Source organism: Pseudoalteromonas sp. PS1M3 (assembly GCF_016865405.1).
Classification (GTDB): domain Bacteria; phylum Pseudomonadota; class Gammaproteobacteria; order Enterobacterales; family Alteromonadaceae; genus Pseudoalteromonas; species Pseudoalteromonas marina.
The window spans coordinates 2,918,670-2,934,356 of record NZ_AP022624.1 but is presented as its reverse complement, the minus strand read 5'-3'; the positions used below and the strand labels follow the sequence as shown (position 1 = coordinate 2,934,356).

Genomic DNA, 15,687 nt, shown 5'->3' with positions numbered 1-15,687 from the left:
TAATTACAGCGCTAACTTTAAATTTTATTCACTAAAAGCGTTGGTTAAAAAGCAGTAGACTTAAATGTCATTACTCTCGTGATATTAAACGTTTTATTTAAAATTCAGATAAATTTAACTAAAAACAACTTACTACAGATGATAGTTATTGTCATTAAATAGGTACGAAAAGCCAATGTTATATGTTGATTTAATGTGTTTTTTACTTAACAAGAACGCTGGGTAAGAGACTTGCTAAAATATTGAATAGTAGTGATATTTTAAATTTATTCTCTAGCCGGATGTTTCCAATGAAAACAAGGCGAGTTTACGCGTCAATAGCTGGCCTATTGTAAGTACATTCAACGCAGTTAGCGCTGAAAATAGCTGCTAGAGATAGGTTTATTATCTCGAGTTCGGGTTAATTAAGGTTAGTCATTGAAAACAGGCGCTGTCGTCGCCATATAATTGCGATAAACAATGTTGTACTACGATCTAATTTTACTCTTTTGTGATATTATCACTTTATTGTCGTGTCGTAGTTATTTAAATATTTGGATTTGTCGTGGCGCAAGTAAGAGCAAGAGTCCAACTTAATGTTGGCAAAAATAGTGATATCCCTGCAGAAATAGTGTCATTTACTGACCTAAAAGATGGCCAAGAACATATTGCTATGGTGTTTAACAACGCCGATACCGAGCAAGATGTACCGCTTATCCGTATGCATTCGGAGTGTTTAACGGGGGATGTTTTTCATTCGTCACGCTGTGATTGCGGCGAACAGTTAAACGAATGTATTGAAATGATGCACGAGCAAGGCGGTATTTTGCTTTACTTACGCCAAGAAGGCCGTGGTATTGGTTTATACAATAAAATTGATGCTTACGTATTGCAATCGCAAGGTATGAATACCTACGAGGCCAATAACCATTTAGGTTTTGCAGACGACTTACGCGACTTTTCGGATGCGGTATTAATGCTTAATGCGCTTAACTTAAAGCACGTTAAATTAATGACCAACAACCCTAAAAAACTCAATGCTTTGAAAGATGCGGGTATTGAAGTTGATACAGTTATTGGTACACACGCACACATAAAGGCGGGTGTAGCAGGTAATAAAGCCTACTTAGAAACCAAAATAAAGCATGGCGCACATATGCTAGATATTAAAAAAATTAAAAAACCTTAATATTACTGGTCTGCCTCTGTGATCCCACCCAACGCCAAGTTATACTTGGCGTGTTTCGTTATAAATTAAGAGCAAGTATGTCTACACAATTACGAGTATTTAAAGCAGATGCCGGGCTAAAGTGGTTAAAAGCGGGATGGCTTATTTTTAAAACCCAGCCAATGACGTTTATTTTTATGCATTTATTTATTGGCATTGTGGGCTTACTGTCGTTGTTTTTACCTTTACTTCAAGTGGTTGCAGCACTGGCTACGCCTTTTTTAACTGCCGGCTTTTACCAAGCAGTGCTGACCAAACAGCAAGGCGGTAAAATAATGTTGGCTGACATTCTTAAGCCATTTTCAGCTAAAGGAAACCGCTTAGGCTTGGTCCGTTTGGCGTTATACCAAATGGGGGCGGGTATTTTAATGGCGTTATTAGCAAACGGTTTATTTGCCGATGCCGTGGCAATTATGAGCCAGCCAGGGCTTGAACCTCAAGCTGCACTTGAGCAAACTATTGCGAGTATTTCGGGTGCGAGTGTTATTTTATTTTTTATGGCCATGCTTATTTATTTAACGGCCTTTGCCTATGCGGTACCGCTTGTTTATTTTAATAAAGAGCAACGTATTTTAACGGCGCTTAAGCAATCGCTTATGGTTTTTTATCATAATTTGTTTCCGTTGAGTGTTTTTGGCGTTATTTGCGTACTATTTATGGCGGTTTCTATGTTCTTATCGTTCTTACCACTGTTGATTTTAATGCCGATTTGCTACATTAGTTTTTTTGTTTCTTATCAGGCGATTTTTATGCCGATTGTCCCGCCAAGTGACGACAAAAATGTTAAGCCACTAAGCAGTGAAACAAGCGGACGCTTTGACGCTTAATGGATGATAAATTAAAACAAAAATTAAAAAATTATGTACTTTGGTTACTCGGGCGCCAAGAATACTCGCGTCGTGAATTAACCTTTAAATTACAGCAAAAAGAAGCCACAGATGAGTTTATCGAAAACTTGCTTGATTGGTGCGAAAAGCACAATTTTATAAACGAGCAACGTTACTGTGAAGGCTTTGTAAGAAAACACATTTTTAAATGCCATGGGCTCAAGCGAATTCAAAGCGAGGCCATGGGTAAAGGGATTGACCGTTCGCTACTTGAAAGAGTAGTTGAAGAGCTTGAAATAGACTGGTTTGAGCTTGCGCAGGATGCGTATAACAAAAAATATTCAAATACACCGGCAAACCTCGATTACAAAGACAAGGCTAAGCGCGTGCGCTACTTAATGTATCGAGGTTTTAGCTACGAACAAATCGATTTTGCAATGCAATCACAGTAAATACAGGTGAGATTTTCACATGCAGCACATGACTACCGCACAAATTAGGCAACAGTTTTTAGACTTTTTTGCCAGCAAGCAACACCAAGTTGTTCCTTCAAGCTCACTTATTCCGGGTAATGATGCCACGTTATTGTTTAACAATGCCGGTATGGTGCAATTCAAAGATGTATTTTTAGGCGCAGAATCTCGCCCATATACACGTGCAACAAGCTCGCAGCGTTGTGTGCGTGCCGGTGGTAAACACAACGATTTAGAAAACGTGGGTTACACGGCGCGCCACCACACATTTTTTGAAATGTTAGGTAACTTCAGTTTTGGTGACTACTTTAAGCAAGAAGCAATTAAGTTTGCGTGGGAGTTTTTAACTGAGGTTGTTAAATTACCTCAGGAAAAACTGCTTGTTACTATTTACCACGATGATGAAGAAGCGTTTGAGTACTGGTCAAAAGATATTGGCTTAAGTGAAGATCGCATTATTCGTATTGCTACCTCTGATAACTTTTGGTCTATGGGTGATACAGGCCCGTGTGGTCCGTGTTCTGAAATATTTTATGATCACGGTGAGCATATTTGGGGTGGTCCTCCGGGCTCTCCAGAGGAAGACGGCGACCGTTTTATCGAAATTTGGAACCTCGTATTTATGCAGTACAACCGTCAAAGCGACGGTACTATGCTGCCACTACCTAAGCAATCTGTTGATACGGGCATGGGCCTTGAGCGTATTTCTGCTATTTTGCAGGGCGTGCATTCAAACTACGAAATCGATTTATTCCAAGGCTTAATTGCAGCAGCGGCGAGTGTCACTAACGCGCAAGATATGGACGATAAGTCGCTTCGCGTAGTAGCGGATCATATTCGCTCATGTGCGTTTTTAATCTCCGACGGTGTTATGCCATCTAACGAAGGCCGTGGTTACGTACTTCGTCGTATTATTCGCCGTGCGGTACGCCATGGTAATAAGCTTGGCGCACAAGGCGCGTTTTTCTTTAAATTAGTTGCTGCACTTATTGAGCAAATGGGTCAAGCGTACCCAGAGCTTGCTAAGCAACAAGAAATTATCGAAAAAGTACTGCGTATTGAAGAAGAGCAATTTGGTAAAACACTTGAGCGTGGCTTAGCTATTTTAGAAGAAAGCTTAAGCGACCTTAAGGGCGATGTGATCCCAGGCGATTTAGTATTTAAACTTTACGATACGTATGGTTTCCCTGCCGATTTAACCGCCGATGTTGCGCGTGAGCGCCAAATGACCATTGATCATAAAGGCTTTGAAGAATGCATGGCTGTACAGCGAAAAACTGCGCAGCAAGCTGGTAAATTTGGTGCCGATTACAACGAGCAGTTAAAATCAGATAAACACACTGACTTTAAAGGCTACGACAGCACGCATTACAGCGCGACAGTGGTTGAAGTGTTTGCCGGTGGTGAAGCCGTACAGTTATTAGAAGATGGCCAAGAAGGCATTGTAATACTAGATCGCACACCGTTTTACGCAGAATCTGGTGGCCAAACGGGTGATACCGGTACTATTACAGTGGCTGGTGGCGAGTTTAATGTGACTAACACTACTAAACTAGGTAATGCATTTGCGCACCACGGTACAGTACAAGGCCGTATTGGTGTTAACGATAAAGTGGATGCCACTATTGATGATGCTCGTCGTGAGAACATCAAGAAAAACCACACAGCTACACATATTTTACACGAAGCATTACGTCAGTTATTAGGTGAGCATGTAAGCCAAAAAGGCTCGTTAGTTCAAGCGGATCGTTTACGATTTGATTTCTCGCACTTTGAAGCGGTAACTAAAGACGAACTACGTGACATTGAGCGTGTAGTTAACGACGAAATTCGCCGTAACTTTGCACTTAATACTGAGCTTATGGCTATTGATGATGCTAAAGCGAAAGGTGCTATGGCGCTGTTTGGCGAAAAGTACGACGACGAAGTACGCGTAGTCACCATTGGCGATTACTCAATTGAGCTTTGTGGTGGCACACACGTTGAACGCGCGGGCGATATTGGCTTATTCAAAATAGTATCTGAAAGCGGTATTGCTGCAGGTGTTCGCCGTATAGAAGCAGTAACTGGCGCAGATGCGGTTGCTTATGTAAGTGAGCAAGAGCAACAGCTTAGCGATGTAGCAGCGCTTGTGAAAGGCGATAGCGCATCAGTACTTGAAAAAGTAACTGCGCTTCTTGAGAAGTCTAAAGGTCTTGAAAAGCAAATTGCTCAGCTTAACGATAAGCTAGCGAGCGCTGCAGGTGCATCGTTACTTGATTCGATTGTAGAAATTAATGGCGTTAAGCTATTGGTTGCAAATGTTGAAGGCACTGAGTCTAAAGCGCTTCGCGGTATGGTTGACGACCTTAAAAACAAGATTGGCTCAGGTGTTATTGCCCTGGGTGTTGCCAGTGGCGACAAAGTAAGCCTAATTGCCGGTGTGACTAAAGACTTAACTGGCAAAGTAAAAGCCGGTGAGCTTGTAAACCACATGGCTTCTCAAGTAGGCGGTAAAGGTGGTGGTCGCCCTGATATGGCACAAGCGGGTGGTTCTGAGCCACAAAACCTTGCTGCTGCACTTGATAGCGTTACTGCTTGGTTAACTGAGCGTACTTAAGCCTAAGTGGCGTTAATTGTACAGAAGTATGGCGGCACGTCGGTTGGCTCAATAGAGCGAATAGAAGCGGTCGCCGACCTTGTTGTTAAAACTAGGCAACAAGGTCATCAAGTGGTTGTAGTGCTCTCGGCTATGTCGGGAGAAACCAACCGCTTAATTAATCTTGCCAAACAAATAGATTCCCGTCCTAGTAACCGCGAGCTCGACGTACTAATTAGTACCGGCGAGCAAGTATCGGTTTCGTTATTGGCTATGGCTATTATCAAACGCGGCCATTCAGCCGTTAGCCTATTAGCTGATCAAGTTAATATTCAAACCGATAATATGTTCGGTAAAGCCCGCATTACAGACATTGCAGCTACACGTTTAAAGCATGAACTTGAGCATAACCGTATTGCTATTATTGCCGGATTTCAGGGGCGTGATGTTGAAGGCAATATAACAACCCTTGGCAGAGGCGGTACTGATACGTCGGCTGTAGAAATAGCTGCGGCTATAAAAGCTGATGAATGTCAGATCTATACTGATGTTGACGGCGTATATACTACAGATCCTCGGGTTGAACCTAACGCACGAAGAATGAGCCAAGTGACCTTTGCTGAAATGCTAGAGTTAGCAAGCTTAGGTGCTAAAGTATTGCATATTCGTTCTGTTGAGGCGGCAGGTAAACACAATGTTCCATTAAGGGTGCTTTCGAGCTTTAACCCCGATGAAGGAACATTGATTACGTTTGAGGAAGACGATATGCCAAGTAAAGTTGTTTCGGGTATTGCATTTAATGCTGATGAGTGCTTAATTAAGGTACAGGGTGTGCAAAGCGGCACTCAAAATCTTGTAAAAATATTGAAACTTTTTGCTGATAACGGCATCGAAATAGATATGATTAATCAAGTTAATCATATCTTTGAAAAAATAGACTATGCTTTTACTGTGCACTCGAACGACTACCCGCAAGCACTTGAGTTACTAACCGAGCAAAAGGTGTCTTTAGGTGCTGAAAATATAATCGGGCTAACAACCATTGCAAAAGTATCTGCTGTTGGTATGGGAATGAAATCGCACTGGGGTGTTGCTAGTTTATTTTTTGATGCCTTAGCAAATGAAAATATTAATGTAGTTTTAGTGTCTACATCAGAGATTAAAATTTCAGTTTTAATAGATGAAAAGTACCTCGAACTGGCTGTTCGTGCATTACATAAAGTATTTTTAACGGAAAGTAGATAGATAGTGAGTTTTTACTTACTTTTTAGTCTATTTTTCATTAATATGGATAAGCGGAATCTTATAATTTTTATTGGAACATGGGAGCAAGAGAATGCTAATACTAACTCGTAGAGTAGGTGAAACCCTTATGATCGGTGACGAAGTAACAGTGACCGTTTTAGGAGTTAAAGGAAATCAAGTTCGAATTGGTGTAAATGCACCAAAAGACGTTTCAGTGCATCGTGAAGAGATTTACATGCGTATACAAGCTGAAAAGTCTAACCCTAATCCGGGCAATGCTTAATCAACACGTATACTTAACTAAATAATTTATTTAGCTAAGCCAAAAAGCCACTCATTGAGTGGCTTTTTTGTTTATAAAGTCGAGCATTTCATCTGTGACTATTTGCTTAGAGATATATTGCATGTTGTTTTTATTTTTTATCAATAAGCCCTGTGGTGTTTCGATTACTTCAGTGATGTCTTGCCAAGCGAGCTGGTAGCTTTTGTAATGGTTTGCCGATTTAATGCCTTCATCATCAAAAGTGAGCGTAACCTCTGAGCCTGATGCTCTGCTAAACATTTGTCTGGTTACCCACCATGGCCTGCGATAATAAAAAGCAACGCATTCGAGTACAGCAACCATGATCAAAAATGTTCCTAAATAATGATCAGCTAAACCGTAGATGCTAAATAAACCAAGTGAAACTAACAGTACCAGTAAAAAATACTTAGGCTGAGCGCGTTTACTGTAAGGAAGTGACTCGTCAAAGCATTCATAAAAGTAGGGTTTATCAAGTGTGTAGGTTGTTGAAAATGACATAGTGCCTTGCTTTAAAAATCGTTTTGTATATTTTAGCAAGTTCGCTTATAAATGAGCAGCATTATAATGCGTGCATTTATTTCGGGCACAAAAAAACGGCCTGGAGGCCGTTTTTTTAATATAATAACTATTAACAGTTAGTTTCTTCAGCGTTTACGCCTTCTTTTACTTCTTCACACGTATCTTCAACAGAGTTTTGTACATCTGTTACTACTTCATCAATACGTTCACCGGCTTCTTCTGCGTTGTTATCTTGGCAACCCATGATGAAAAAACTTGCGAAAAGACCAATTAATGCTGCTTTTAAAGTTGTAGAGTTCATAATGTAATTCCTTGTAAATAAATAAAATTGTAGTGTTAGTTGAGTATATGCCTACCTGGGCGATTTACCACGCAGCGCACCTGAAACTAACGAAATAACTAAAAGTACTATAAAAATAAAGAATATAATTTTTGCTATACCAGCTGCGGCACCCGCGATGCCACCAAAACCTAACACTGCAGCGATTAAAGCAATAACTAAAAATGTGATTGTCCAGCGTAACATTGTTTTCTCCTTGGTTATCAAATTTGTACACAATAGTTAATGCTAGTTGCGTGCCATGATGTATTTTTGTTTAATATCAGTTGTTTATGTGTTTTCTCTGTGTTTTTGAGTTTGCTTGATTGGTAACTTTTACGTTGGGTTGTGTAACTTATTCACACACAAAAATATATCGCCACTGAAAAGCTATGTTTGGTAAGACCAATTAACAAATTTTATTTTCTCTATATTTTATGAGTTACAGTAGGCTTAGTAGAGTACGTAAAAATAGGCTTTGTTTAAACTTTACCTATAGCTTATAGATATAGTGAGTATTTTTTCTGTGTATTATGGGGTGTTGATGAGTAAGGGTTTTTACTGTGGTTAATAAATTTGGTTATATGTTATTTTTATTTTAATTGGTTTTACCAATTTACAATGGCTAGACAAAGGTATTTGTTTTGTTATTATCTAGTGAATAAATATTTAACTAAATCGATTTTTTATTTTTCGATATGGGTTTCAAGGGGAGAAGAATGGATATAGGTGCTGTACTTGCAACTGCTGGTAGCTTAATGCTGACAGGAATGGTTGGGGTGTTTGTCTTTCTTTCAATATTAATTGGCGCAGTTACAATTATGTCTAACTTGGTGGCGCGTTTTAGCCCTGCTGACGTTGCGGCTCCAGTTAAATCGCCATCATTTAAATCTCAAGGTGTGCCAAATGAGCACATCGCTGCTATTAGTGCTGCCATTGCTCAGTACAAATCAAATAACAAATAAGGGGCTCACACATGGCTAAATTAAAATTAACAGAATTGGTTCTACGTGACGCTCATCAGTCATTACTTGCCACTCGTATGCGTTTAGACGACATGCTACCGATTGCCAGCAAACTAGATGATGCAGGTTATTGGTCAATTGAGTCGTGGGGCGGGGCAACATTTGATTCGTGTATTCGCTATTTAGGTGAAGATCCATGGGAACGTATTCGTGCGCTAAAAAAAGCGATGCCAAACACTAAACAGCAAATGCTATTACGCGGTCAAAACTTATTAGGTTACCGCCATTATGCTGATGATGTAGTTGAAAAGTTTGTAGAGCGCGCACATAAAAATGGCGTTGACGTGTTCCGTATTTTTGATGCAATGAATGATGTGCGTAACTTAGAAACTGCGATTAAAGCGGCTGTAAAAGTAGGTGCTCATGCTCAAGGTACTATTTCGTACACGGTAAGCCCTGTTCATACACTTGATATGTGGCTAACTTTAGCTAAGCAACTAGAAGAGCTTGGCTGTCATTCAATTTGTATTAAAGATATGGCGGGTTTATTAAAACCGTACGATGCAGAAGAGCTTATAAAAGCGCTTAAAGAAACGGTGTCTATTCCAATCGCTATGCAGTGCCATGCTACAACAGGTTTAAGCACCGCTACATATCAAAAAGCTATTGATGCCGGTATTGATATGCTTGATACCGCTATTTCTTCTATGAGTATGACTTACGGTCACTCAGCAACAGAAACAATTGTAGCGATTGTTGAAGGTACCGCACGCGATACCGAACTCGATTTAAACCAACTTGAAGAAATTGCTGCTTACTTTAGAGATGTACGTAAAAAATACGCTGCATTCGAAGGTAGCCTTAAAGGGGTTGATGGACGAATCTTATTGGCTCAAGTACCAGGTGGCATGTTAACTAACATGGAAAACCAGCTTAAAGAGCAAGGTGCAGCCGATAAGCTTAACGAAGTGTTACTTGAAATACCGCGTGTACGCGAAGATTTAGGCTTTATTCCACTTGTTACGCCAACGTCGCAAATTGTAGGTACGCAGGCAGTACTTAACGTATTAACCGGTGAGCGTTACAAAACAATCACAAAAGAAACCGCAGGTGTATTAAAAGGTGAGTACGGTTTAACTCCAGCTCCAATGAATAAAGAGCTACAAGAGCGAGTACTTGATGGTAGCGACGTTATTACGTGTCGCCCAGCTGACAATATTGCGCCTGAACTTGAAACGCTTGAAGCAGAGCTATTAAAAGAAGCGCAAGAACAAGGTTTAACACTCGCTGATGATAAAATTGACGACGTACTTACTTATGCACTGTTTCCGCAAGTTGGTTTGAAGTTTATCAAAAACCGCAATAACCCAGATGCGTTCGAACCAGTCCCTAGCGTAGAAGATAATTCAAGTAAGTCACCAGCTAAGGTGTCAGCCAAAGGTAACAATGTTAAGGCTGAGCAATATAGCGTTAAGGTAGACGGTAAGGTTTACGACGTTGTAGTAGCGCAAGGCGGTGAGCTTAAAGAGGTAACGTTAAAAGATTCTGAGCACTTACCTCAGTCTGCTTCAGTGGCTTCGGGTGAAACGTTAAATGCACCTTTAGCAGGTAATATTTTTAAAATAAAAGTAAAAGCCGGCCAAGTTGTAAACGAAGGTGATGTTGTTGTGATTATGGAAGCCATGAAAATGGAGACTGAAGTTCGCGCAATGCATACTGGTACCATTGCTGAAGTGCTTGTGTCTGAGGGTGACTCAGTGACCACGGGCGACGCAATTATTGCGCTGGCTTAAGGAGTAAATGTAAATGGAAGGTCTTTTAAACCTTTGGCAGGCTACTGGTCTTGCTAACTTTACGTTTCCTGGTTTGGTGATGATTGCAGTAGGCTGTTTGTTATTGTTTTTAGCGATATCTAAAAACTTTGAGCCACTGCTTTTATTACCAATTGGCTTTGGCGCGATATTAACTAATATTCCGGTTGCTGGACTATCAGACCCTGGTGGGCTTTTGTACTCAGTTTACTATGTGGGTATAGATACCGGTATTTTTCCACTATTAATATTTATGGGGGTTGGTGCACTAACTGACTTTAGTGCGTTAATAGCAAACCCTCGTATGTTATTACTGGGAGCTGCGGCTCAGTTTGGTATTTTTGCGACCTTATTTGGCGCAATTCTACTTAACTTTATTCCGGGTTTTGAGTTTACCCTTCAAGATGCATCGGCTATTGCTATTATTGGTGGCGCTGACGGCCCAACGGCAATATTTTTAGCCTCAAAATTAGCGCCTGATTTATTAGGTGCCATTGCGGTAGCTGCTTATTCATACATGGCGCTAGTTCCAATTATTCAGCCTCCTATTATGCGTGCACTCACAACACCAGAAGAGCGCCAAATTAAAATGCCTGAGCTACGTAAAGTATCTAAAAAGGAAAAAATTATTTTTCCACTTATGGTACTTACTGCAACAGCCATGTTTTTACCAGCGGCAATACCGCTAGTAGGTATGTTCTGTTTGGGTAACTTAATGCGTGAGTCGGGTGTTGTTGACCGCTTAAGCAACAGTGCGCAAAACGAAATTATCAATATAACAACTATATTTTTAGGATTAGCGGTTGGCTCTAAGCTCGCTGCAGATGACTTTTTGACAGTAGAGACTATTGGTATTTTAGTGCTGGGTGCGCTTGCTTTTGGTATTGGTACAGCATCAGGTGTGTTTATGGCTAAAGGCTTAAATAAAATATCAAAAACCCCTATCAACCCGTTAATTGGTGCCGCTGGTGTGTCAGCCGTTCCTATGGCTGCGCGTGTAGTTAATAAAGTAGGGCTTGAAAATAACCCACATAACTTTTTACTTATGCATGCAATGGGCCCTAATGTGGCGGGCGTATTAGGCAGTGCTGTTGCTGCAGGTATTTTGTTGGCACTTGTTGGCTAAATTGAGATTTAATTTCAACCAACCATTGAGCGCAGTTTACTGCGCTTTTTTTTGTCCGAAACTTCTGTTCGTTAATGGTTTCTTGTTTTGAAGTTTTTGTTTAAAGTGGTGGCTCTTCGCAATTTTAAGGATAGTCATTATGCTTCACACTCCATTAGCTCACTACTTACCTAATGTTAGTAAACTTGTATTTGGATGTATGGGGTTGGGAGGCGGTTGGAATAAAGACCCGATTACCAGCACGCACCTTAAACAAACCCACGAGTGCATTGATAACGCGATTGAAGGCGGTATTAATTTTTTTGATCACGCAGATATATACACTTTTGGCAAAGCAGAGCAGGTATTTGGTCAAGCACTCAGTGAGCGCCCAGAGCTGAGAGAGCACATATACATTCAGTCTAAATGCGGTATAAAGTTTGCTGATGAAAAAGGGCCTAAGCGATATGACTTTTCAGCCGATTGGATTGAACAGTCTGTAGAAAACTCACTTAAGCGATTAAATACGCAATACCTTGATGTACTCATGTTACATCGCCCAGATCCTTTGATGGAAGTTGATGAAGTTGCACGTGTATTTAGCTGTTTAAAAGAAAGTGGCAAAGTAAAACATTTTGCCGTATCAAACATGCAGCAACACCAAATGAACTTTTTGCAGCATGCTCTTGATATGCCTATTGTAGCTAACCAAATAGAGGCCAGCTTACAAAAACATCAATTTATAGATGAAGGCTTGTATGCTGGTAATAGCGACGGGAAAGACATTAACTTTACGCCTGGTAACATTGAATATTGCCGCAGCTTTGACATTCAAATACAAAGTTGGGGGAGCTTGTGCCAAGGTTTGTATACCGGCGGTGATTTATCAAATGCGTCGCAAGCCGATATCAACACAAGTATTTTAGTAAATAAACTTGCTGCAATTTATGGTACCTCTGCAGAGGCTATTGTACTTGCATGGCTACTGCGCCACCCAGCGTCGATTCAACCCATTATTGGCACTACTAATGCTAAGCGTATTAAGGCATCGTGTGAGGCTATAAATGTTCATTTAAGCCGAGAGCATTGGTATGCCTTATACGAAAGCGCTAAAGGCTGCGAAGTACCATAAAAAGGCTTTTCAATGAATGTAATTATTATTTTAGTTTGTTTATTTGTAGCATTGGCAATACTGATCCCATTACTTGAAAAGTATCAAAGCAAAATGGGGCTGGAAGGGGCAACAAAATACAGCAAATATATTTGGCCATTAGTGATGGGGTCTTTAGTTATCCAGCTTATTTATGTGTTAATGAATTAGGCGTGTATCGCTATTGTAGGAAAATTAAGATTAGTAGCCTTTAATATAGAGCACCCTGTGTGAGCTAACTATTGTTAATAAATAAAAAGCACAAAAAAGCCCTTGTAGGTTAAACCTGTAAGGGCTTTTTAATACAGTGATAGCCTGATTACTTAAGTGCCAGTTGTAACTCGCGGTTACGCTCTAACTGAGCAATAAAGTTATCAGCAATAGGTTTAAACTTAGCAAGCTCAGAGCGTGGTAAAGGCTCTGATTTTGGTAATTTAACCGTTTTAGGGTTACGGTGAACACCGTTAACTAAAAACTCATAATGTAGATGCGCGCCAGTTACACGACCTGTAGCACCTACAGTACCAATTTTATCACCTTGTTTAACCTTTTGACCTGTTCTAACAAGCTTTTTATTAAGGTGTAAATACTTAGTGACATATTGTGTGCCATGGCTAATAAATACGTAGTTGCCGTTGTACTTGCTGTAACCTGCCTTAACGACTTTACCGTTACCCGATGCAACAACAGGTGTGCCAGTTCGTGCCGCGTAATCAATACCACGGTGTGCTTTTACTTGCCCAGTAACTGGGTGTAAGCGACGTGGATTAAAACTCGAGCTAATATATTTAAAATTAACGGGGGCACGTAAAAATGCTTTTTTCATACTGCGGCCTTCTGGGGTGTAGAAGTTTCCATCAGTATGTCTAATTGCTGTAAAACGCTGCCCTTGGTTAATAAACTCAGCCGCTATAATTTTACCAGTACCTATAAATTCGCCTTCAACATAGTGAGACTCGTAAATTAAGCCAAATTGATCGTTTTTACGAATGTCGTTAGCAAAATCCACATCCCAGCCAAAAATGTCAGCAAAGTTCATAATTTGGCGTTCGCTTAAACCCGCTGCAATTGCAGAAGTCCAAAAGTTGCTAGAAATTTCGCCGCCAGCTGTTTTGGTCAGGGTTTCTATTTCTTTACTATCTATCGCTGTATTGTAATTACCTTCGTCGTCTAAGGTTACATACAGCGTATCTGTTTTAGAAATAACGTAACGCAATTGTTCAAGTGCGCCATCTTTACCTGTTGCAAAGCTCAGTACTTCGCCTGGGTGAATTTTAGTCAGCTTACGGGTTTCTGCGTTTGTGTTGATTAGTTTATGAAGCGTTTGCGCTGAAAAGCCCGCGCGTTTAAATATAATTGCTAAGTTGTCACCCGTTTTTACTTTGTGGTCGACTAAATCGTACTCAGGAAGCTTTTCTGCTGCTTGCTCTGAATTTAACTCGGTAAGTTTTTCGTTGTCATCGACTTTAACTTGAAGCTCGTAGCGTTTGCCAATCTCTAATGCATTTGCATTGTTGTCTTTGGACGCTGTTGCTTTCTCAGATGGAAGAAACGTTAAAGCGGCAATAGCAGAAACCAAACATAAGATAAGCAATTTGTGTTTTTTGGGGAGGGTATTAACCACGTGAACCATAACGTGCCTTTTTCTGCTGTCAAGATAATAAATACATAATATTGCAGGATATACCTAATATTGTGCGAATACCAGTGCTTTGTAGATTTTAAATCGCGCTGAATTACGCTAAAATCGGGCTTTATATGCCTTTTTAGCGCTTAATATATCTCAGACTGTGCGCATTTTATTTAGTTGCATTAATCACTTAAAAAGTTGTTTTAATTAGGTAGAAATTTGTTATGTTAGTTGCACATATAAGTTTGATTTAGCCCTTGTTAAACTAAGGTTATACAAAACAACTAGTAGCCCTCTTTGTTGGCAGAATTTTGGAGTAATAGACTGTGGATTTACAAACCGCTCTTGCAGAGATAAAACGCGGTGCAGAAGAAATATTAATTGAAGACGAGTTAGTTGAAAAACTAAAGTCGGGCAAAAAGTTAAAAATCAAAGCGGGTTTCGATCCAACAGCGCCAGATTTACACTTAGGGCACACAGTACTAATTAATAAAATGAAAACTTTTCAAGACTTAGGTCATGAAGTTATTTTCTTAATTGGTGATTTTACAGGAATGATTGGTGATCCAACCGGTAAAAATGTGACGCGTAAACCGCTTACCCGCGAAGATGTTCTTGCCAATGCTGAAACGTATAAAGAACAAGTTTTCAAAATTCTAGATCCGGCAAAAACAACCGTTGCTTTTAATTCAACGTGGATGGAAAAGCTGGGTGCTGCAGGCATGATTAAATTAGCTGCAAACCAAACAGTTGCGCGTATGCTTGAACGTGATGACTTTAAGAAGCGTTACAATGGCGGGCAGCCAATTGCAATACATGAATTTTTATACCCGTTAGTGCAAGGTTGGGATTCGGTTGCATTAGAATCTGACGTAGAACTGGGTGGTACCGATCAGCGCTTTAATTTACTAATGGGTCGTGAGCTTCAAAAAGTTGAGGGCCAAAAGCCACAAACTGTTTTAATGATGCCATTACTTGAAGGTACTGACGGCGTTCAAAAAATGTCTAAATCTTTAGGTAACTATATTGGTATTACTGATGCACCAAATGACATGTTTGGTAAAGTTATGTCGATTAGTGATGTATTAATGTGGCGCTACTACGATTTACTAAGTGGCCTTTCGATTGAGCAAATAGCAGCACAAAAAGAACGTGTAGAGCAGGGGACTAACCCGCGCGATATCAAAATTGAACTTGCTAAAGAGCTAATTGCACGTTTTCATAGTGAAGAAGATGCACAAGCTGCGCACAACGATTTTATTCAACGCTTTCAGAAAAAAGCGCTGCCAGATGAAATTCCTGAGCTGACAGTAACCATTGCAGAAGACACTATTTTAATCGCTAACTTATTAAAAGAAGCTAATTTAGTTGCAAGCACATCAGAAGCGATGCGAATGATAAAGCAAGGTGCAGTTAAACTGAACGGTGAAGAAAAAATCACCGATACCAAACTAGAAATAGCAAAAGGCACAACCGCTATTTATCAAGTAGGTAAACGTAAGTTTGCAAACATTACCGTAGCTTAAAAGCACGGGTAATAAAAAATAGCTTAGG

16 protein-coding genes are annotated in these 15,687 nt (G+C 40.1%); 12 read left to right on the top strand and 4 right to left on the bottom strand.

Annotated features, from left to right (window positions below; all coding sequences use genetic code 11):
• The first annotated feature begins 544 nt into the window (after positions 1-544).
• From ribA to csrA, 6 genes are all read left to right on the top strand, one after another.
• The gene (ribA, locus tag PS1M3_RS13675) at positions 545-1,168 is read left to right on the top strand and encodes a GTP cyclohydrolase II (protein WP_006794352.1); all 624 of its coding nucleotides are present in this window, start codon (positions 545-547) and stop codon (positions 1,166-1,168) included.
• A gap of 77 nt (positions 1,169-1,245) precedes the next feature.
• A complete protein-coding gene (locus tag PS1M3_RS13670) occupies positions 1,246-2,034 on the top strand; it encodes a BPSS1780 family membrane protein (protein ID WP_008129389.1) in 789 nt (262 codons plus the stop codon).
• Positions 2,034-2,486, top strand: coding sequence for a regulatory protein RecX (locus PS1M3_RS13665; protein ID WP_006794350.1), 453 nt, complete (start codon positions 2,034-2,036; stop codon positions 2,484-2,486). The genes PS1M3_RS13670 and PS1M3_RS13665 overlap by 1 nt, the downstream gene beginning before the upstream one ends.
• A gap of 19 nt (positions 2,487-2,505) precedes the next feature.
• Positions 2,506-5,106: an alanine--tRNA ligase gene (gene alaS, locus PS1M3_RS13660; protein ID WP_008129392.1), complete on the top strand. Its 2,601-nt coding sequence runs from the start codon at positions 2,506-2,508 to the stop codon at positions 5,104-5,106.
• Positions 5,107-5,112: 6 nt separating this feature from the next.
• Complete coding sequence (locus tag PS1M3_RS13655) at positions 5,113-6,330, top strand: aspartate kinase (RefSeq protein WP_006794348.1); 1,218 nt, start codon at positions 5,113-5,115, stop codon at positions 6,328-6,330.
• Positions 6,331-6,421: 91 nt separating this feature from the next.
• Positions 6,422-6,613, top strand: a complete 192-nt coding sequence (csrA, locus tag PS1M3_RS13650) for a carbon storage regulator CsrA (RefSeq protein WP_004587515.1) — start codon at positions 6,422-6,424, stop codon at positions 6,611-6,613.
• A 51-nt stretch (positions 6,614-6,664) separates the two neighbouring features.
• Here the strand turns inward: csrA and PS1M3_RS13645 are convergent, their stop codons facing one another.
• The 3 genes from PS1M3_RS13645 to PS1M3_RS13635 form a co-directional block, all read right to left on the bottom strand.
• Positions 6,665-7,132 (bottom strand): YcxB family protein, encoded by a 468-nt coding sequence (locus PS1M3_RS13645; protein ID WP_203984906.1) that lies wholly within the window; start codon positions 7,130-7,132, stop codon positions 6,665-6,667.
• Between the two features lie 130 nt (positions 7,133-7,262).
• Complete coding sequence (locus PS1M3_RS13640; protein ID WP_006794346.1) at positions 7,263-7,454, bottom strand: hypothetical protein; 192 nt, start codon at positions 7,452-7,454, stop codon at positions 7,263-7,265.
• A 51-nt stretch (positions 7,455-7,505) separates the two neighbouring features.
• On the bottom strand, positions 7,506-7,679 hold the full coding sequence (locus PS1M3_RS13635; RefSeq protein ID WP_006794345.1) for a DUF1328 family protein: 174 nt from the start codon (positions 7,677-7,679) through the stop codon (positions 7,506-7,508).
• A gap of 512 nt (positions 7,680-8,191) precedes the next feature.
• Between PS1M3_RS13635 and PS1M3_RS13630 the strand changes: the two genes are divergently transcribed.
• The 5 genes from PS1M3_RS13630 (at position 8,192) to PS1M3_RS13610 (ending at position 12,674) form a co-directional block, all read left to right on the top strand.
• The gene (locus PS1M3_RS13630) at positions 8,192-8,437 is read left to right on the top strand and encodes an OadG family protein (protein WP_006794344.1); all 246 of its coding nucleotides are present in this window, start codon (positions 8,192-8,194) and stop codon (positions 8,435-8,437) included.
• A gap of 11 nt (positions 8,438-8,448) precedes the next feature.
• Positions 8,449-10,230 carry a sodium-extruding oxaloacetate decarboxylase subunit alpha gene (gene oadA / locus PS1M3_RS13625; RefSeq protein ID WP_008129399.1) on the top strand — a complete coding sequence of 594 codons (1,782 nt, stop codon included), beginning with the start codon at positions 8,449-8,451 and terminating at the stop codon, positions 10,228-10,230.
• A 13-nt stretch (positions 10,231-10,243) separates the two neighbouring features.
• The gene (locus tag PS1M3_RS13620; protein ID WP_006794342.1) at positions 10,244-11,374 is read left to right on the top strand and encodes a sodium ion-translocating decarboxylase subunit beta; all 1,131 of its coding nucleotides are present in this window, start codon (positions 10,244-10,246) and stop codon (positions 11,372-11,374) included.
• A gap of 139 nt (positions 11,375-11,513) precedes the next feature.
• Positions 11,514-12,485: an aldo/keto reductase family oxidoreductase gene (locus PS1M3_RS13615; RefSeq protein ID WP_006794341.1), complete on the top strand. Its 972-nt coding sequence runs from the start codon at positions 11,514-11,516 to the stop codon at positions 12,483-12,485.
• A gap of 12 nt (positions 12,486-12,497) precedes the next feature.
• Complete coding sequence (locus tag PS1M3_RS13610) at positions 12,498-12,674, top strand: hypothetical protein (RefSeq protein WP_170865578.1); 177 nt, start codon at positions 12,498-12,500, stop codon at positions 12,672-12,674.
• A gap of 148 nt (positions 12,675-12,822) precedes the next feature.
• On the opposite strand, the gene PS1M3_RS13605 is transcribed toward PS1M3_RS13610, so the two are convergent.
• Positions 12,823-14,136 (bottom strand): peptidoglycan DD-metalloendopeptidase family protein, encoded by a 1,314-nt coding sequence (locus PS1M3_RS13605; protein WP_010556536.1) that lies wholly within the window; start codon positions 14,134-14,136, stop codon positions 12,823-12,825.
• A 323-nt stretch (positions 14,137-14,459) separates the two neighbouring features.
• On the opposite strand from PS1M3_RS13605, the gene tyrS reads away from it, so the two are divergent.
• Positions 14,460-15,659, top strand: coding sequence for a tyrosine--tRNA ligase (tyrS, locus tag PS1M3_RS13600; protein WP_006794338.1), 1,200 nt, complete (start codon positions 14,460-14,462; stop codon positions 15,657-15,659).
• Positions 15,660-15,687 lie beyond the last annotated feature (28 nt).